17 protein-coding genes are annotated in these 17,072 nt (G+C 55.0%); 10 read left to right on the forward strand and 7 right to left on the reverse strand.

The annotated features are described in order from the left end of the window. Positions 1-182 precede the first annotated feature (182 nt). From N7573_RS15790 to N7573_RS15805, 4 genes are all read left to right on the forward strand, one after another. Positions 183-1,472, forward strand: a complete 1,290-nt coding sequence (locus tag N7573_RS15790; protein ID WP_279912563.1) for a PAS domain-containing sensor histidine kinase — start codon at positions 183-185, stop codon at positions 1,470-1,472. 606 nt (positions 1,473-2,078) lie between these two features. Further along, positions 2,079-2,912, forward strand: coding sequence for an abortive infection family protein (locus N7573_RS15795; RefSeq protein ID WP_262243321.1), 834 nt, complete (start codon positions 2,079-2,081; stop codon positions 2,910-2,912). 12 nt (positions 2,913-2,924) lie between these two features. Then, positions 2,925-3,725: a hypothetical protein gene (locus N7573_RS15800; RefSeq protein WP_279912562.1), complete on the forward strand. Its 801-nt coding sequence runs from the start codon at positions 2,925-2,927 to the stop codon at positions 3,723-3,725. Between the two features lie 238 nt (positions 3,726-3,963). After that, positions 3,964-4,257 (forward strand): hypothetical protein, encoded by a 294-nt coding sequence (locus N7573_RS15805; protein ID WP_279912561.1) that lies wholly within the window; start codon positions 3,964-3,966, stop codon positions 4,255-4,257. Positions 4,258-4,860: 603 nt separating this feature from the next. On the opposite strand, the gene N7573_RS15810 is transcribed toward N7573_RS15805, so the two are convergent. From N7573_RS15810 to N7573_RS15820, 3 genes are all read right to left on the reverse strand, one after another. Then, on the reverse strand, positions 4,861-5,631 hold the full coding sequence (locus tag N7573_RS15810; protein ID WP_279912559.1) for an NYN domain-containing protein: 771 nt from the start codon (positions 5,629-5,631) through the stop codon (positions 4,861-4,863). Positions 5,632-5,668: 37 nt separating this feature from the next. After that, the gene (locus tag N7573_RS15815) at positions 5,669-6,610 is read right to left on the reverse strand and encodes a phospholipase D family protein (RefSeq protein WP_279912558.1); all 942 of its coding nucleotides are present in this window, start codon (positions 6,608-6,610) and stop codon (positions 5,669-5,671) included. Positions 6,611-6,710: 100 nt separating this feature from the next. Next, on the reverse strand, positions 6,711-8,108 hold the full coding sequence (locus N7573_RS15820) for a site-specific integrase (protein ID WP_279912557.1): 1,398 nt from the start codon (positions 8,106-8,108) through the stop codon (positions 6,711-6,713). A gap of 524 nt (positions 8,109-8,632) precedes the next feature. On the opposite strand from N7573_RS15820, the gene N7573_RS15825 reads away from it, so the two are divergent. From N7573_RS15825 to N7573_RS15835, 3 genes are all read left to right on the forward strand, one after another. Continuing rightward, positions 8,633-9,022, forward strand: coding sequence for an H-NS family nucleoid-associated regulatory protein (locus tag N7573_RS15825; RefSeq protein ID WP_279912556.1), 390 nt, complete (start codon positions 8,633-8,635; stop codon positions 9,020-9,022). A gap of 129 nt (positions 9,023-9,151) precedes the next feature. Then, positions 9,152-10,273 carry a DUF4062 domain-containing protein gene (locus N7573_RS15830; protein ID WP_099530074.1) on the forward strand — a complete coding sequence of 374 codons (1,122 nt, stop codon included), beginning with the start codon at positions 9,152-9,154 and terminating at the stop codon, positions 10,271-10,273. An 84-nt stretch (positions 10,274-10,357) separates the two neighbouring features. Next, entirely contained in the window at positions 10,358-11,542 is a 1,185-nt protein-coding gene (locus N7573_RS15835) for a hypothetical protein (protein WP_279912555.1), read from the forward strand. Positions 11,543-11,740: 198 nt separating this feature from the next. Here the strand turns inward: N7573_RS15835 and N7573_RS15840 are convergent, their stop codons facing one another. Further along, positions 11,741-12,031 carry a hypothetical protein gene (locus N7573_RS15840; protein ID WP_279912554.1) on the reverse strand — a complete coding sequence of 97 codons (291 nt, stop codon included), beginning with the start codon at positions 12,029-12,031 and terminating at the stop codon, positions 11,741-11,743. Between the two features lie 1,173 nt (positions 12,032-13,204). Beyond that, on the reverse strand, positions 13,205-13,537 hold the full coding sequence (locus N7573_RS15845; protein WP_279912553.1) for a helix-turn-helix transcriptional regulator: 333 nt from the start codon (positions 13,535-13,537) through the stop codon (positions 13,205-13,207). Positions 13,538-13,654: 117 nt separating this feature from the next. Here N7573_RS15845 and N7573_RS15850 point away from each other — a divergent pair, with 117 nt between their 5' ends. The 3 genes from N7573_RS15850 to N7573_RS15860 are packed head-to-tail and all read left to right on the forward strand — an operon-like array spanning position 13,655 to position 14,986. Further along, positions 13,655-14,113, forward strand: a complete 459-nt coding sequence (locus tag N7573_RS15850; protein WP_279912552.1) for a hypothetical protein — start codon at positions 13,655-13,657, stop codon at positions 14,111-14,113. Between the two features lie 13 nt (positions 14,114-14,126). Continuing rightward, complete coding sequence (locus tag N7573_RS15855; protein WP_279912551.1) at positions 14,127-14,426, forward strand: hypothetical protein; 300 nt, start codon at positions 14,127-14,129, stop codon at positions 14,424-14,426. A gap of 38 nt (positions 14,427-14,464) precedes the next feature. Next, a complete protein-coding gene (locus tag N7573_RS15860; protein ID WP_279912550.1) occupies positions 14,465-14,986 on the forward strand; it encodes a hypothetical protein in 522 nt (173 codons plus the stop codon). 6 nt (positions 14,987-14,992) lie between these two features. Here N7573_RS15860 and N7573_RS15865 read toward each other — a convergent pair whose 3' ends face one another. Together N7573_RS15865 and N7573_RS15870 are read right to left on the reverse strand one after the other, a co-directional pair. Further along, a complete protein-coding gene (locus tag N7573_RS15865) occupies positions 14,993-16,063 on the reverse strand; it encodes a hypothetical protein (protein WP_154350307.1) in 1,071 nt (356 codons plus the stop codon). Next, the gene (locus N7573_RS15870) at positions 16,060-16,998 is read right to left on the reverse strand and encodes a DNA methyltransferase (protein WP_128989844.1); all 939 of its coding nucleotides are present in this window, start codon (positions 16,996-16,998) and stop codon (positions 16,060-16,062) included. Before N7573_RS15870 ends, N7573_RS15865 begins: the two co-directional genes overlap by 4 nt. Between the last annotated feature and the right edge of the window lie 74 nt (positions 16,999-17,072).

The following is a 17,072-nucleotide window of genomic DNA, read 5'->3' on the forward strand; positions in this document are numbered from 1 at the left end:
GCTGTCAACTGGTCTGCTACGGGATGGCCTTCACAAAGATAGATGCGGATAGCTCATAGTTGAGATCGGTGTCTTATGAATGGGTCACGTTCTTGATCGGGGCACCCCTATTTCACACGTCGCTTACTTTGCGCTCCGATTGCGATAATTTATAGGCGCCGACCTGTTCAGCTAGAGAGCTGATGAACCGTTACCAGCAAATTGTTGAGCTATCCGACGACTGCATCAAAGAGATCGATCTCGATGGCGTCGTGCGCGCGGTCAACGGAAAGGGTTTGAATCTGCTGAGAGCGTCTACTTTCTCTGACGTTTTGGACAAATCTTGGGTCGAGTTGTGGCCTGTTGCAGCGCACGACCGGGTGCTAGGAGCGCTTGAGTGCGCGAGAAACGGTGAGAGCTCTACCTTCGAAGCTTCATGCCCTGTTTTCGACGGTGAGCTTCGTGATTGGTGGGTGCGCGTCAGTCCACTCGTGGAAAACGGAGCGGTCGTTGGAATTTTAGCCGTTAGCTCAGACGTCACGGCGCGAAACCGTGCGATGAAGGCTGCTGAAGTGTTGCAGCTTGCGCTGGCGGATAGGGCAGAATTGCTGCGTAAAAGGGATGCATTTGGCAGTGACTCTAACGCCGGGACGATCAGAGACTTGGAGTCTAGGCTCTTGGCCACCAACTTGGCCTATCAAGAGCTCGAAGTGATGCATCACCAGGCAGCTGAGGAGCGTAAGTTCGCCCTAGCTGCCCAACAAGCTGCCGAAATGATAGCCGAGCAGGCTCAAAAGGGTGAGGCTGTTGGTCAATTGCTCGCGGGCGTGGTGCACGATCTGAATAACATTCTGCAATCTGCTGTCGCTGCGGTGGATCTGGTGCTGGGCAGTGGCGAGCTGAGCGAAGCAAACGCACGCTATTTGAAGGTGGCTGAAGCCTCACTGGAGCAGGGCGGCGCGTTGTCCAAGCGCCTTATCGGGTTTGCGCGGCGCCATCCGTATGAGCCGGAAGTGTTGAGTCTTTCCGAGCTCGTTCAGAGCATGACACCTCTTCTGCTGCAGGCGGTGGGTGACAAGGCCGAGTTCGTGGCAGACATCACTGAGCAGGCGTGCTGCGCTATGGTGGATCGAAACACGATTGAGCGTGCGCTGCTGAACTTGGTGATCAACGCGCGTGATGCTTGCCGACCAGAAGACCAGATAGTGGTCAGGACTGGGACCCAGAGGCTCCAGGGCCTCGATCCATCGGACGACCGTGTCGAAGGTGACTATGTGACTCTCAGCGTCATCGATACGGGGGAGGGGATAAGCGAAGATGTTAAGGAGCGGCTGTTCGAGGTCTACTTCACCACCAAGCCTGTCGGGCAGGGATCTGGACTGGGTCTTGCACAAGTCCATAGCGCCGTGCGTCAAGCCGGTGGATTTGTTACCGTCACTTCTGCGCTTGGGGAAGGGGCATGCTTCGAGCTCGCTTTGCCGAAGCTGAGTTGACTGGTGAACCGGGCTGCGCTGCTAAAGATAGGTCAATGGTGATCTACCGGCTGAAGTTCATTTGCGTTTATTCCTCCCTAGAAGAAAGCGCAGCCGCGTAGAATCATTCCGATCTCATGAAGCGGTCTGGAGGACCCCGGCGCTTGAAGTCAAGTTCTCCGGCATGGTTTCCAGGATTGATTTCGGCTACATCTCGGTGTTTACGCCGAAGGCCACCGCCTTTGTCGAAGAGCAATACGAGCGCAAGCAGAAAGCAGCACCGTCCTTCTGATCAACCATGAGGTGGCTATGCCGCATAGCAAGGTGTCGCGCCGCTGCCGACTGTTGAACGGACTGGCGCTTCTGTTCGTCGGACCGCTGACCTCTTGGTTAGCTTTCGGACTTCTGGTGCGGTTCCAAGAGTTACCGGCATCGCTGGACCGATTGCCTTTCACGTGGGCCTACTATCTGGGGATTACGGCGCTTCCCATGCTCTTCGGACTGATACTAACTGCATTTGTTCGACCTGCGTATGGATGGCTTGTCTATGCGCTGGGCAGTGCCTTTATGCTCTACGGTCAAGCCAAGTTGCTTGCCCTGCCGCCAGTCCACTGACAGAGATTCGCAATGCTGAAAGATTTTCCTCGCCCGCTGGCGTCCGTCATCGGTGATGTGGTGGGCAACCACACTCAGCATCACCAGACACTTGAAAACATGATGTATGAGGCCGGTGCATCTGGCGATCCACCGGAAGGTAGCTGCGTTCGAAAGGTGACAGAGTGGTTTGTAAGAGAGGGAAAGGATGACCCTTCCAAGTCGCTCACTATCCTTGGGAAATTCATCGAGACACTTATGGACGGCGAGGTGTCGCGTTGGGACCCCGACCGCGAGCTCACGGCTCGCAAGCGCATCACCGAGGCCCTCGCTCGCTACCAACTGAGCTACGCGTTTGGCGGAAGGATTTTGGGTGCGCACAGCGTGACCGCGCCCAGCCGAGCGTTCGCCGATGCGCTAAAAGAATTCTCTGTGGCTGAAGTCGAAGAAGAATTTGAGAGGGCACTTCGCTCTGTGGAGAGCGATCCAGCTTCTGCTGTGACAGCGGCATGTGCGATTGTTGAGGCGTTGTGCAAGCACTACATCGCTACGGAGGGCTTGGAACTACCTTCAAATCAGACCGTCAAGCCGCTTTGGGTAGTGGTCGCCAAGCACCTCAAACTGTCGCCTGAGCAGCTGGAAGATGATGACCTCAAGCGAGTTCTCGCGGGGCTTAGCTCGATCATTGACGGCATCGGCGCCTTCCGGACTCATGCGGGTAGTGCCCACGGGCAGCACAAGCGCACGTATAAGGTCGCTCCGCGCCATGCTCGACTAGTTGTTCACTCCGCGCACTCACTGTGCTTGTTTGTTGTGGAGACCTGGAAGGAACGCAAGAAGAGCGGTACAAGTAGGCTGAAGGCTTAAGGGGGGGGAGCTATGGGGATCGTTGGCTTTCTGAAGTCGCTTGTGGGGGCAAGGCGTCCAACTGCTCCTCAAGGTCAGGTGCCGCAAGAGGCTGGCTACAAGGCGTTCGAAATCACGCCAAGCGATGACGTGTTTGATTGCTACGACGCCGTATTCGACCAAGCGATGGCGAAGGTGTCGGGTCTCCCTGCGGAAGACGTAGACGCCATCAAGGACTACATCATTGCTGTTGAAGGAGGCTTCTTGAATGCTCACGGATACTACGAGCACGTATGGGAAAACTACTTCGCAGGTCGTTCTTGGCGATGGCTTGAACATGAGGAATGGCTATCGGTCTTCTCGGAACTGGGTCGCTTCCCGCTCAACTTTCCTCAGCCCGTGCCGTCTCAGCCGCCATCCGTTTCTTCATTGTTACAGCGGATGAAGGTTGCTGACTTGAAGCTGCTGTGTGAGTGCTGCTCAGTGAGTTTCAACTCAAAGACTAACAAGGCCCAGCTGATTGGGATGCTGGAACTGATTCCAAATATAGAGAGACAGCCGCAGCTCCAGGCCATCGCTTCTCAGCTCAACTCTGAGGCAAGGCGGTCCCTCTACTCTCTGCTCATGCGGACAATCCAGTTCCGGGCAATGAGCCTGCACAACAAGAGAAGAGCTCTCGCCATCGGAGTGACAGAGTTCAGGGTCATGCACACTTTCGAGCAGGATAGAGAGTTTGTGGATTTGGCTTGGAGGAGAGTGCCAGATGGACTTCCCCCTTTGTTTCCGGGTGACATGAGTGGATTACGCTCCGTAATCCCATCATTTGATAGCTAAGATCTGCAACCCTAAGGATGCCCGAAAGAAAGCTGCGGGGCTCTTTATTGCACTTTTCAATTTCTGGTGTTACTCGACTTATGGCGCCAAAGCATTGAGCTATTCGGCGAAATGTATTTGCCTCTAAAGATTATAGCTTCGAGGCCGATATGATGACTGGTGGTTGGATCTGTAAAGACAGATTGGCGCAAGTGCAAAGACGGAATGCTGAATTGTTCAATAAAAAGGAATTATTTTAATGTCGAAGAAAAGCAATGCAGTCGGTCTTATTGGGCTTTCATCGGTCGGCTCCGCCGTACTGTGGTTTGTTTATCCGGTAATAAACAATCCGGCGCTTAGCCTAGGATTGCGTGTCGGCATAGCCCTAGCATTCGCCATAACGCTTACGTTAGTTGCCGATAGTATTTACCTAAGCGTTATGCAGGCAGGTAGGACGGCAATTAAGGTGTTTGTAACCTTAATTTCAATTTATATCGCCATTTTTTTGGCTGGATTTGTTGTTTCCAGGTTGCTTGTTCTTTTTGGGTGGTGAATCAATCTTTTTTGCAAATTTAAATGTGAAATACACTAGGGGCACATAAATAAGTAGGGCGAGTGTGAACATTGACATACGCTAATTCCATGATTCTAATTTGAAGTATAAATAGCACGGTTTTGGTTTAAGTAAAGTGGGGCGCTATCGCCGCTTATCGCTCTTTGTGTTTTGTGGGCATGCTCGATCTGCAGCTGAATTTGAACTGATTCGCGATATTTGAATTCGAAGGGAAATATGAAAAAAAATCCAATGATTGTGGCCGCAGGCTTCGCTCTGGTCGCCTCTTTTGTCGCTTCGGCTCAGAGCCATTCGGTGAAGGGGCACTATCGCTCGGACGGTACCTACGTCCAGCCTCACCATCGTAGCAATGCGAATTCCACCAAGCTGGACAACTACAGCACCCAAGGAAATTACAACCCCTACAACGGGAAGTCCGGGACTGTAGATCCTTACAAGCCAACGCAGAGCAATCCATACGGTAGCCCCTACAACCAGCCGAGGACGCAGCAGCGTCGATCTGGCTACGGCTACTGAAGTCTAGGGCCCCGCAGATGCGGGGCCTTTTTCTGGCAATGTGCCAAACGGCAATGGTGGCCCGCGTCAGGTCGTCTCTGGCTTAGATGCCAGGCTTACCGACCACTGCCCATTTTCTTCCTGCTTGAGCGACAGGAGATCGTAGGTCTTCACCATGTTGAGAAGACCTGAATGCCCGTAGATGCCAGGGGAGAACCCGGAATCTGCTCGCTTCAGATAGGACCCTAAGGAATTAAGGCTAACCTTGCCCTCCGGAGTGCTACCGGCAAGCAGTGAAACAGCCTCGATGACGAAGCGGGGGCGACGCTTCGGGAGCGGGGCGCTTCCTGTGGTCTTGGCTTCATTAGTGTGGTCAGCAGGGTGCGGCGGGTCCTGAAGATCTGGCGGCTCTGGCGATGAGGCTTCTTGGGCGGACCACTCGAAGAACTGATCACAGGCATTGCGCAAAGCATCGGGGGTCTTTGCTTCGCCTACGATCAGAACCGTGGCGCCGCGCTCACGGAGCTTTCGGCAGAGGTAGGCAAAGTCCGAGTCGCTGGTGACCAAGCAGAAGATGTCTGCCCGCTGATCGAAGAGCACTTCCAGGGCATCCAAGGCCAGGGCGATATCGGAGGTGTTCTTCTTCGCTGCGTATTGGAACTGAAGGCATGGAGTGAATGCCTGGCGAACCAGGGCCTCTTGCCAAGAGTTGCCCAAGGTAGTGCGATTGCCATAGCCCCGTCGAAGCGTTACGCGCCCGGCTTGTGCAGCCATGAGGAGCGCGAAGTCCACGATCTCGGGAGCAACGTTGTCGCAGTCAATCATTACTGCGACTGTCGATTCTTGCGGTTGAGCCATCTTGACTTCCTTTGTCTCGCATTCGGATAGTGCTTTGCTAGGCGTATTTCTCAATGAACTCTTGTAGCGGCATCCTCAGTCCATGCCGTCTCTTCCACCTAGGCAGATTCGCATCTCGGGCTTTCTGGGTGGCGGCTTCCCACTTGGAGAGCTTTCCAATTTCAAAGCCCGGAAGCTCGGTGGGAAAGACGTACTGCATCATGCCCTTTTGGGCAACGCCCGGCGTTCGATAGATCAGTGGATAATCTGTATCGAACTCTTCGCCGGTATACCAGGTGAAGCTAATGATCGTTGCGTCCTTCGGAATGGATGGCCATTCTGCGTATGCGTAGACCGGGACCTTGGGCTGCTGCTTTTGCCGCTCTTCCAGCATTGCTTCCTGTTCATCAGACAGCTCCGAGGTGACCACGGTGATCCAGATGTTGTGGTCTTTCCACTCCTCCGGATGATGCTTGAAGGAGTCGAAGATGTCCTTGGCCTTCCAATCCATAGGAGGGGTGAGTTTGGCGCGGACCTTTTGTAGCTTCTCTATGCGATCCAGCTCGGAAGGACTGATCTTCTCGGCTGCGAGCCACAGCTCCTCAAACCAGCTCTTCGTTCGCTGGATTACCTCTTTTGATCGCGTCTGAATCCCTAGCTCTTTCCAGTGCTTGTTCTCGAAGCCGACAATTCCCAATCCACCGGCTGATGCATTGGCGCTGCCAATGATCACTTCGTTGGCGCTAATGTAAGCCTTGGCATGTAGTCGTTCATAAGACTTCACTTCAACTTGCGGCATCTTCAGAAGCTTACGCACCTCCTTGATATTAGTGGCACCTTGGCTGATCTCCAGCACAATGCGCACTCGTCTCCGCGTTTTTGCGAGGCCGAGGAAAGCGGTTGCATCATGGCCCCAGAATGCCACTGCGAGGTCCAGGTCACCGTCCTGATCGTTCACCCACTTGACCAACTCACTTTGATCTTCGATCAACTTCGTCATAACGTCCCTATCGTTGCCAGTGCTGACCTCCAACTCGGCCGTCCAAGTTCAGCATCGGCAACCGAGAACTGTTTGATCGAATCTATAGTATTTGGTAGACCTATGGATAGAACTTCCTCTTGTCCTTCAGGCACCTCTTAAACTGCCCCTTGGCATAGACCGGAAGCACTACCGCAGGCCTGTATTTCTCCAAGGTCTCTATCTGCTTCCTGCGCATTACGGCGGGCTTCTTGTGGAAGTAGGCCTCGTGAAGCACTGGCACGCGCTTGCTGACAGAGTGGCCCGTGATCAGAGCAATGTCTTCGTCCGCCACGTTCTGGTGGTGGAGCTCTGTGGCGATGGTGTGGCGGAAGGCATGGAACCCGACACCTCTAGGAAAGCCAAGCTCCTTCATGTAGCGACTGAACTGGCTAAGCGCTGCTAGGCTGTAGCGAGCATTGGTCTCACCGGTCTTACGGTTCACGCCAGCGGATAGGTGTGGGAAGAGGCGAGGGTGGCCACAGTCCCTGATGTCATCCATGAAGTCCAGGAAGCCTGCATCCAACAGCGGCTTCGGAATAGGGATGGTCCGGATAGAGGCCTTGCCTTTTAGGCTTTGCCGACTCCTGAGGCGGGTCCGGTGCGCCAAGTCAGGATCCACAGTCTTCTGTATGCGGATGCACCAGACATCACTCTCCAGGACGATGTCGGCGACCTTCAGCTGAGCGACTTCGTTGATGCGTGCGCCCGTATACAGGCCGATCATAGGAAGCCACCATCGATGCGGATACTTGCTCGCCCAGGGAATGAACGTCTTGGGGTCGAAGATGCGGCGGAGGTCGTCTTCATCAAAGAGCCGCTCTGGCTTGTTGGGATCGGTGACCAGGTCTTTCTTGATCTCTGCGAACGCAGCCATGGGAGACGCTTCAATGGCTTTCGTCTTGACCAGCTGATTGAAGAAAGAGACAAGGAAGCGTCGATGACGTTCAAGCGTTGCAGGGGCAAGCTGAGGAACATCTAGCTCCTTGCCGCAGGCAATGGCTTCCTCATAGCTGATGCCTCGGTAGACGGGGTCAGAGAAGAGTCCTGGAGGTGACCAGCGTATGAGGTCCCAGAGTCGGTAGATGTGAGGGTGGTCAATGCGCGAGACGGGAATGTCGCCGCAGGTCATCTGGAGAAGCCGCAGGGTTCGGGCTGTGGAGTCGATGGTCTCCTGGGCGAGGCAGCGGCGTTCCCGATCCCCTAGGTAGTCCTTGATCTCTACGGACAGAAGCCGGGCGGGGTGGCCTGCGGAGAGTGGCTCAAGGTAGCGCGTGCCTGCGGCATTGATGCGAGAGCGTCGAGAGCGCTCCATAGCTGCGTTGAGGATCTCTTGCGCATGGATGGCCGCTTCGCGTCCGGTGATGACCAGCTCATCAATCCGGAAACGTCCGATCTTGATGCCCTTAAGGTGCAGCGCGTCATCGGCGTCTGGATTGAAAGGGAAGTCTTGAAGGAAGCTTTTTACTGTTTTTGGCACGGCACTGTCTCCTTGGATGATGGGAGCAGTGCTAAGGCCCGGCTTTGATTCGTCAAACGAGATCTAGAGTGTTGCCGCGTTGCTTAGGCATTCGCCGGAACGTTGGAATTAGCGCTAAAACTTTTAGAGTAAATTAGTGGGGTGTGCCTTGCCAAGCGCTGTGGCGCAAGGGTTTGCCTTTGGTGACCGCTTCTATCTTGCAGTCATTTTTGTACTGTACGATTTTGAGTGTGCTTACGCCTAAGCGTGCTTTCTTACAGAATAGGCATGCAGGATATTTTCGAATTTGCGACGGGCATCACCATCCTCCATTCTCTTTGTTGGGTCGCCTCGCCCAGGCTCTATGGCAAGTGGCAACCCCGGTTAGGTTGAGTGGATGGGACTGCGTCCCTTTCGGGTCCGGACCGGTTGTCTAGGTGGAAAAGACCGTATAGCTTGTTCCCGGTGGATGGGGCAGTGGCGCTTAGCGTCCAAAGCTTCCTAGCTACCTTCTCTCTTTTTGCTACCAATTTCAGGTTTTAAGAATGACCAAGCCGTCACTCGATTCAATTGCCTCCGCTAAAGCCAAGCTTGCTGAAGAGCTGCGCAAGCTTGAGGAACAGGAAGTTCAGCTTCTCCAAGAGCAGGCCGCTGATGCCTTCGCCGAGGTCGCCAACCTCGTTTCCCAGTACGGCAAGAGCTTCTCTGCGAAGCAGCGCGCCGAGATCGTCAGCTTGCTTGGGGCTGATGTCCGCAAGAAGGCGGGAGGTGTGAAGAAGGAGGTCGCGCCCAAGTATTGGCTCCCACATACGGGCGAAACCTGGAGCGGCCGGGGTAGGACCCCCCGTTCCTTCGCTGCATGGGAGGGCACTTCCGCTTACACAACCTGGAAGGCCTCCCATCCCAACGAGAAATTCCCCGCGTTTCCCGGATAAATCATCCAAGCGGAGGCGGCCTGGCGCCCCTGCTGTGTCATCTTGGGAGACCGCCTGATCGTCTAATGGGGCCTTGGCTCTTGGTCCGGCTTAACGCTGGCGCTCAACCGTCGTATCTGGAGTGTCGAGATGAAGGTTTTCATTAGTTCGTTGATTTCCGGGATGGAAGCCGAGCGAGCCGCAGTGAAGCGTGCAGTCGAGAGGCTGGGGCACGCTCCCATCATGGCGGAGGACTTCGGCGCTAGGCCTAGCTCTCCGCAAGTTGCTTGCCTTGGCGGAGTGCGAGAGTCCGATCTTGTGATCCTGATCTTGGGGCCTCGCTACGGTGTGCCCCAGGCGGGTGGGATTTCGGCCACTCACGAAGAAATCCTGGAAGCGCGAAACCGTAAGCCTATCCTTGTCTTCCTGCAGGCAGGTGCGGAGCCGGAAGATAGCCAGGTTGCTTTGATCAATGAAGTCGGAGGTTGGGAGGGAGGCCTCTTCCGACAGGAATTTGTGTCCCCAGAGGACTTGGAGGACAAGGTGACTCGCGCCATTCATCGGCACGAGTTAGCTCATGCCGTAGCGCCGCTGAATCCTGAAGAGTTGAAGGCAAGGGCGATTAGGCTCCTTCCTGCGCTGGAGAGGGGGTATGGGGCGAATACGCTTCAGCTGGCAATAGCCAGCGGTCCCGTCTCAGCCATCCTTCGACCTGCAGAGATGGAGGCCCCGTCCCTGATTGCGGAGATGCAGCAGAGCGCACTCTTTGGCAGTCACCCAATCTTTGATAGGGCGGCCGGTAGCCGATCTCGGTTGGAGGGTGAGGCGCTCGTTGTGGACCAAGAGGACGGCCACAGGTCTGGGGCATCGGTGCGCCTTTGGCCAAACGGTGATCTGTTGATCAGCCTTCCCGTGCCGCCTCCCACGCGTGGGATGGGGCTGCCCGTGGTGTTGGAAGAAGACGTAGCTAGCAAACTGGCCAGCGCTGTTGGATATGCGGCATGGCTGCTTTCGCGGATCGATCCAACTGAGAGAATCACCCACATCGTGCCAGCCGTCAGGCTCAGTGGGGATGGTGGCGGCGCGTGGCGCACCCGGGCGGAGCATGATGCGAGCCCCAATTCGGGCCAATTTCCATGGCGACAGGGCGAGCATGAGGAGCCTGTGTTCCTGGCTCCCGCGCACCAAGTCAGGCAGGTGCTGTCGATGGATGCGCGTCGTGTGATCGAGGACTTTGTCGTTCTGCTGAGGCGACGCTGGAATCAAGACTGATCAAGCGCCATCTTCAACTGTGTTGGAGGTGGGGTTTGGGTAGCAAACTTGGAATTTCGCGCTGAGGGGGCGATACGGATGTCTATGGAACTGATCTTGGATCGGCAAGCCTATAGGCACTATGCCCCTAGCGAGTTGCATGATCACTTTGCTGCTTTTGACAGGTTGCTCGCGTCAGCGGTTCGCCGTGATCGTGGCACGTCTACGCTGGTGGCCAATCCGTTGCATCTATTTTCTGCGAAAAAGCGATACCCGGTCATCCACCTTGTTGCCATGAAAGACAGGGAACGATGGCGCTATTTCCAGCTTCCCTTTGTAACCTACGCGATCAGAGAGGGGCATCGCTTCGTCAGCGAGGATGGGGCTTCAACGAAGGCGATAGCTCAACCCCAATGCTGTTTTGAAGTCGTAGCTGACCCTTCTCTCAACGTCTTTGAAACGATGAGAGGTCGGTCCTATGCCTCGGCAGATGAGTTGCGCGCCGACGCTGAACTTATGCGAAAGTTCAACGAAGATGGAAAAAATGTTGCGATCCCCTCAGTGCTGCTCACAGCCCCTATCGCACTGCTTAGGCGAGGAGTCGCCGGGCGTTTCTTGCAACAGAAATACACGCTCTATCAACACATCTTCGGCTCTGGAGCGGAATACCCCAATGATGGCCCGTTCTATATAGGCATCACATCACGAGACTGGAAGAAGCGTTGGAGGGAGCACTGGGCCGCTATACAGCGTGGTTCAGGCCACAAGTTTCACAGGGTTTACCGGGAAAGGATGGCGGAGCGTGCCTTGACCTATGTCCATCATAAGGTAATGGGTGTGGCGCCTAGCCTTGACCAGATACAAGACCTGGAGGAGACCTTTGTACAAGGCCACTGGGACGACGAGCGCCTCCTGAACATGATCCCTGGCGGCAAAGCAGGTATCGCCTATCTTCATCGGCACCGAATTTTTGATGAGCAGGTTAGGCCTACTCCTGACAAGGTGGAGGGGGCCTTGGAAGAGTGGGCGAAAGACCATCCTCGAAAGGGGAGTCCGGCACCATGGATCGCTGAGGCTTGGCAGAGGCCTGAATACGCGTCGCAGGTGATCTGCGGTCGGGATGACAGATTGAATGTTGACCAGGTTCTTCAGATCAGGCTTCTAGCCTCAGGCGGTGTCTCGGCTGACGATATTGCAAAACAAATGGAATCCAGTCGAGAGCGGGTCGAAAAAGTCGTTGACGGGAAGACATATGCGAGAGTTGTAGATCGAGCCTTGCCTGAAGTATAGGGGAGGGGGCTTGCGCCCCCATATTTTTCTGGTATTCGATTCCCCATGTCAAAAAGCATGGGGATTTATGAATAAGAAAAGAAGGTTCGTCATTCCGAGGGCGCAATACTCGAATAGGCAGGCAAATCAAATAATAATCGGATCCCTGTGTTTGCTTGTCATCCTTGTGGCGGCTGCATCAGTGGCTGAGAGTATTATCTAATTTCGGAATTTATCTAGCAGTACATGTGCGCAGGCCAAGCCTACGATCCATGCGATCATAAAAGTGAAGGACCAAATTAGTCCTGCTGCACTGGATGCCAAGTCTCCGAGAGTTTTTACTGCAACATCCTGGGCAGGGGTGAAGAAGATGATGACGATTCCCAGCACCAAGGAGAGGAGTGTGGATATAAAATTCTCATTTCTCTTGAATAGCAGCTTGATAGCAATAAAAAACAGGTATGTGGCTGCAAATCCAGCAATGGCGAAAATTAGAATGGCAGATTTCATAGGCCCCTCTCCTTGTTGGTTGCCGCAGTTCGTTTCATTGATGGGTTGTTCCTGGAATGGATTTTACTTGTGATGGCACTTCAATTTGTATTGCGGACGAATCCAACATGATGAACTGAGTTTACGTCTGCAGTGAACCGGCCTGACGCAGATTCGCGAGCACGGTCGAAGAGCAAGAGATAGTGGCCAACCAGGTCATGAATGCTCTCTAGCCGATACCTTTGCGCTATAGCGTCGGCATGGCTCTGGTGAATCGAGATGCGGAAGCTGCTGTTTTCGGTGCCAAAGTTTGAGTAATAGCTACTGCCAAGGGGCCAAAAGCTAAAAGAGCGCACTATTCCCCAAAATCCAAGCCAACGTTCCGTATGTAGATCGACTCGAGCGTCCTCAAACCGTACAAAGGCGTCATGGACCGGCACCTCCGTCTGAGCAGGATCTGGGAGCCGTATCCGAACTGGACTGGTTTTGAAGCTTGGCCAGTGAACTAATTGTTCAAGTAGCCGTTGCGGCCCGCGAGATATAGTCGTCGACCGGCGTGTTCGGGAGGCCGAGCCTCCGCCAGCTCTGCTGCCTTCCTCAGCATCTTCGCCCTCTTCAGAATTCACCTCCGAAGATTCGACTGGCGTCTGAATTCTGACAATCAGAGTCTGATTGCTTTCCACCCATTGAGCGACAGTCGCATCACTCTCATTTTTTTCCCATGGATCTGCATTGCGCTGGATGAGGCTGCAGTTGGCCGCATGCGGACGACAATAGAAGTGCGCAATTCTCCCCTTCCTCCCAGGACTTGGGTCAGTCTTTCGGCGAAAGTGCGCGGTAGATTCGCAGCCCAAACACTTTAAGTGGCCCTTCAAGGGCTCCCGCTGGGCCTCCGTGAGCAGTGAAATCTCTAAAGCGGTGTATTCGTGATTGGTTCTTCGATCCAGAGCTTCTTGCATCCTTCAAGTCCCCCGTGACTCGTGTCCGATGCTTCCAGATTAACTCCTGCTTCGTCAACCGCGCCAGACCTATGCTTTTTCTAATCGGTGTTCCGGCTGAAAGCAATTATGGATCCGCTTCGCGTCTGGTCTTTGAAGAGAGTACCACTTTCATTCGCTTGAGAAATCGAGGACGCTGGTTCTTTCTGCAAGGTGATCCCCTACAACATTCCGGCTCAAGACATGGGATGAAAGGCTACGGTGAAGCAAGCTGCTTTAGCAGTGCCAGTGCTTCTTTCTGCTTCCTAGCATCAAGCTGCGATAGCACCAGGATGGCTTCAGCTACAACATCAGATGCCGCCACAAAGTAGGCCGCAGGAAGGTCTAGAAGCTCTGCGAGCTTCTCGATGGTCTCCAAGTCGGGCTTGTGCATCCCGCGTTCATATCGGCTGATCCGAGGGGCCGTCGTGTTTGAGTCATCCACGCCCATGAGCATTTCGCCTAGCTGAGCTTGGGTCCAGCCTTTGGCGACGCGTGCTGCGCGTAGGCGATGGCCGAGGGCTGTAGGCGTTGGCTGAGGAGCTGGCATCCGGCAGAAACAAACACGTTGACTCTCCAGAGTTTGACGGCATAAGCTTAGCCGGTCATTTGCGTTCAACGCAAAATAGGGTAGGGAGGCAATCGTATGGATATGAGGTGCTGGGCAGTGGTGGGTGTCCTGGCGTTCGCTGCTTCTGCTGAGGCTGCGCCCAGCTTGTCGTGCCAACTGCAGAGCGGTCAGTTCATGGTGGACGGGGTGGGGCGGCCGAAGGTGTCCGCTTTCATCTGGGCCACGGGTCATGGCTCCGCAACGCCCACTGGGCCCATCCGAACCAGGATCGGCCGCATCGAACCTTTGGAAGGCCGGGACTACAAGCGCGCTATCAAGCTGGACGGCAAGCCCGTTCTTTTGCCTCAGGACGCACAAAGCGTTATCGGCTTCGGCAAGGTCTACGACTTCGGGGGTGCCGTTGCCTTGGCTTACCTCGGCGAGCGTGAGGAAGACTCTTCTGCGCGGCCTAGCCAGATTGTCATCGTCATCAACAAGGCCGGGTCAGTGATAGACAGCGAAATCCTGCCTGGCACTGCAACGAATCATGGCAGTCACTGCCTACTCATCGACTGATCAAGGAATTGACATGAAGAAGCTTTGGACGCTTTCCGCTACTGCGCTGCTGGTTGCTTGCTCGGGTGGTCCTGGGAGCGGCGATGTTGAAAAGGCGCTGACGGCGTATTTCAAAGAAGCAACAGGTACGACCATGACGTTCGAGAGGTTGAAAGTTGGCGAGTGCGTGCGAGAGGACAGTCCTGGCTATGCCTGCAGTGTCACTGGAACTGCGCGGTATCAGCTGGGCACTCGCACTGAGCAACAGCAGCTTGTCGGCACTTTCGTCATCGACAAGGTCGATGGCACTTGGACCGTCGTAGACCGTCGCTGAATTCAAGCTCGCCGCCAACCCCTGGCTAGGAGGTTTAGATGTGGACGTTTTTCAACGTGGTGCGTTGGCTCATCACGGTCGCGGCACTGTGGTGGCTTTGTAGCGTGGTGTTTGAGGAGGGCACTACCGCTGAAGGAGCAGTATTTGGGCTGATGCTCTTCGGGCAACTGGTCTTCTGGCCCCTTGCGCTGTTGTGGGGCTTGCCGTGGCTGTTCCGTCGCCGAACGCCCAAACTGAAGAAGCATAGGCCTGAAGAGTTCGAACCCACGGTATCCCATGATCACATTGCCTTGGACCTGGGCAGGGACACCATCTGGGTTCGGGACCCGGTGAAGGGCGAGCGCTACCTGCGACGGGCTGAAGTGCTCGCCATCCGCACTGGGGAGCACAACTACAAAGGAGTGGTCACCCATCGCCTGGAAGTCCAGGTTCGGGACGTTGTTCATCCGCTCTGGCTGGTTCCTTTCGTGCGTCACTCTGACCGATGGCTCAGGAGCACAGCGATCAATGAGGCCGAGCGAGATGAGTGGTTCGCTAGGATGAAGGCTTGGTTGCCCTAACCGCGCCTACTCGTCTGCTGTCTCAGCTTCGGCGTTGATTGGGTCTTTCGGGGATATCGGAAGGTTGCTGACTTCACACGACGCTATGAAAGATCGAGTCCGCTCATAAAGTACGGAGTTCTGCTCCCTGAAGTTGGCGTAGTAAAGGATCGCGCTAATTGCGATGCGCTGCTTAAGAGGATCCCAGATGCGAACGCGCTCGATAAGATCGTCTCTCGAAAGTGGCTCCAACCCCATTTTCGCGATGTTCTTGGCAGCATCCCCCTTGAAACCCAGCGCTACGACAAGTCCTAGTGCTTGGTGTTGGGAGATAAGCTTGGAGAACTCACTGAACTCGCCAATGTCATCTTCGTCAACGACATACTGCTTCACCTCTGCAGAGAGGACTAGCTTTTCGCCGTCGCGGGCGTCAATGTCGCCGACGCGCTTCTCGCGCTTGGAGCCCGTCCTTACCTTGCCGACTTCGACTTGTAGATGCGGAGCATCAGCGCGGATATAGCCAAATACTGTGCCCTGATACGCAGCTCCAGTCGGCTCCCCTGCACGGCTAGTCATGTCAAACGATTGTAAGTATTGCAAGAACAACGGCGGATCTCGCTTGACCGTGGTTGGGTCAATTGCTTGAGATGGCAGTGCTCCTAGGACGTAGTCAATTACGTCCTGCTCAAGCTTGTCCAGCGAGTCGTCGCTAAACGAGAGAATGGCTTCAATCCATGAGACGTAGTCTCGCCAAGCCTGGGTCGCGTGTGGTGCTGAGCTTGGGAAATCATAGCGATGGTTGTCATTCCGAAAGAAGTTGGCGATTGCGTCGTAGTCCTTCCGGATTGCCAGATCCTTTCCATCTACAGTGACCGTGAAGGTGTTTACGCCAGCTCCATTTTTCTTCTGGGTGACGAGCGGGAAGTCCTTGTGGAACTCCGTCAGGCTTGAGTATTTCCCTCCCGTCGCGTTCAGTCTGCGCAAGAAGCGAATGATTGCGATTAGGAGGCCTGGAAGAAACTTACGCTTCTGGCCACCAAAAAAGTTCGCCTTAACATCCGTTAAAATGAGATCCGGTGTGATCTGCTTGGAATTCATGGCAGCTTCGCCAGCTTCTGGATGGCTTCGGAAGCCATCGCAAAGTAGATTGGGTCTCGCTCTGTCCCCAGAGCCTTCAGCCCTAGATGACTGGCAGCGGCCAAAGTGGAGCCGCTGCCCGAAAATGGATCGTAAATGATGCCCTTTCCGAGAGGGAGGACGCCTCGAACTATGTAGCGCATTAGTTTTTGCGGCTTTATAGACGGATGCGGGGCGAGCGCCCTTTCCGGGTCCCTGGCCGGAGCGACCTCGATTAAATCCCTGAAAGGTTCATCCTCAGAGACGCGCCTGAAACCGCCAGTGCCCCACTTGCGTAGGTTGGCGGCGACCGTAGGTTGGTCAATTGGCTTACGAAAGATTCCCCATGGTTCCCAGCAGGAACGCGGCATCACGGACACGTCTGTATATTCTTCCTCGTGTCCTTTCGGTCGATCTCCGCCGCGTAGGGTTTTTACAACCCGGATCAGCTCACCGCGCTTTTCAAAACCAGCTGTTTCAATCGCCGCAAATGTGGTGGTCGATACCAGTGGGTTTGACGCAATCACGATGTGCCCGCCCGGAACCAGAATGCGTCCGGCCTGATATGCGAACGCCTTAAAGAACGTCGTAAGGCGCTCCCTGTCTTTGGCCGTCAGTGTGGTGAAACGCGGCAAGGGGCCGCGCTTTGCCCCGTCAAAGGATGGCGGGATGCGCCAGACTCCTCCAGCCCCTCCCCGAAGCTTGTCTACATGCTTTTCGTCGAACTCGACAAGGCCATAGGGCGGATCAGTGACAATTGCATGAATCGAGCATTCCTCGCGCTCGGCCATCCACTGGAGAGCGTCCGCCAAGTAGAGCTCGGCGTGCTTGGTAGGATTCGTATGCGGAAAGTGAACGCGTGATGCCTCAGCTGCTTTGAGCGCCGAGGGCTTGTTAGTACGATTGACGGTAGACATCTGCTTCTTCGTGGGACGGAGCGGAGGCATTGTCCAATTCCCTTGTCTCATGCCAGGAGACGGCCCAAGCCATC

The organism is Stenotrophomonas sp. GD04054 (assembly GCF_029836955.1).
Taxonomy (GTDB): Bacteria; Pseudomonadota; Gammaproteobacteria; order Xanthomonadales; family Xanthomonadaceae; genus Stenotrophomonas; species Stenotrophomonas maltophilia_A.

Coding starts and splice junctions, on each gene's coding strand:
- N7573_RS15840 (WP_279912554.1), bottom strand. CDS start 12,031: ATGAAATCTGCCATTCTAATTTTCGCCATTGCTGGATTTGCAGCCACA.
- N7573_RS15855 (WP_279912551.1), top strand. CDS start 14,127: ATGAAGAAGCTTTGGACGCTTTCCGCTACTGCGCTGCTGGTTGCTTGC.
- N7573_RS15845 (WP_279912553.1), bottom strand. CDS start 13,537: ATGCCAGCTCCTCAGCCAACGCCTACAGCCCTCGGCCATCGCCTACGC.
- N7573_RS15825 (WP_279912556.1), top strand. CDS start 8,633: ATGACCAAGCCGTCACTCGATTCAATTGCCTCCGCTAAAGCCAAGCTT.
- N7573_RS15805 (WP_279912561.1), top strand. CDS start 3,964: ATGTCGAAGAAAAGCAATGCAGTCGGTCTTATTGGGCTTTCATCGGTC.
- N7573_RS15835 (WP_279912555.1), top strand. CDS start 10,358: ATGGAACTGATCTTGGATCGGCAAGCCTATAGGCACTATGCCCCTAGC.
- N7573_RS15870 (WP_128989844.1), bottom strand. CDS start 16,998: ATGTCTACCGTCAATCGTACTAACAAGCCCTCGGCGCTCAAAGCAGCT.
- N7573_RS15865 (WP_154350307.1), bottom strand. CDS start 16,063: ATGAATTCCAAGCAGATCACACCGGATCTCATTTTAACGGATGTTAAG.
- N7573_RS15830 (WP_099530074.1), top strand. CDS start 9,152: ATGAAGGTTTTCATTAGTTCGTTGATTTCCGGGATGGAAGCCGAGCGA.
- N7573_RS15810 (WP_279912559.1), bottom strand. CDS start 5,631: ATGGCTCAACCGCAAGAATCGACAGTCGCAGTAATGATTGACTGCGAC.
- N7573_RS15790 (WP_279912563.1), top strand. CDS start 183: ATGAACCGTTACCAGCAAATTGTTGAGCTATCCGACGACTGCATCAAA.
- N7573_RS15800 (WP_279912562.1), top strand. CDS start 2,925: ATGGGGATCGTTGGCTTTCTGAAGTCGCTTGTGGGGGCAAGGCGTCCA.
- N7573_RS15860 (WP_279912550.1), top strand. CDS start 14,465: ATGTGGACGTTTTTCAACGTGGTGCGTTGGCTCATCACGGTCGCGGCA.
- N7573_RS15795 (WP_262243321.1), top strand. CDS start 2,079: ATGCTGAAAGATTTTCCTCGCCCGCTGGCGTCCGTCATCGGTGATGTG.
- N7573_RS15815 (WP_279912558.1), bottom strand. CDS start 6,610: ATGACGAAGTTGATCGAAGATCAAAGTGAGTTGGTCAAGTGGGTGAAC.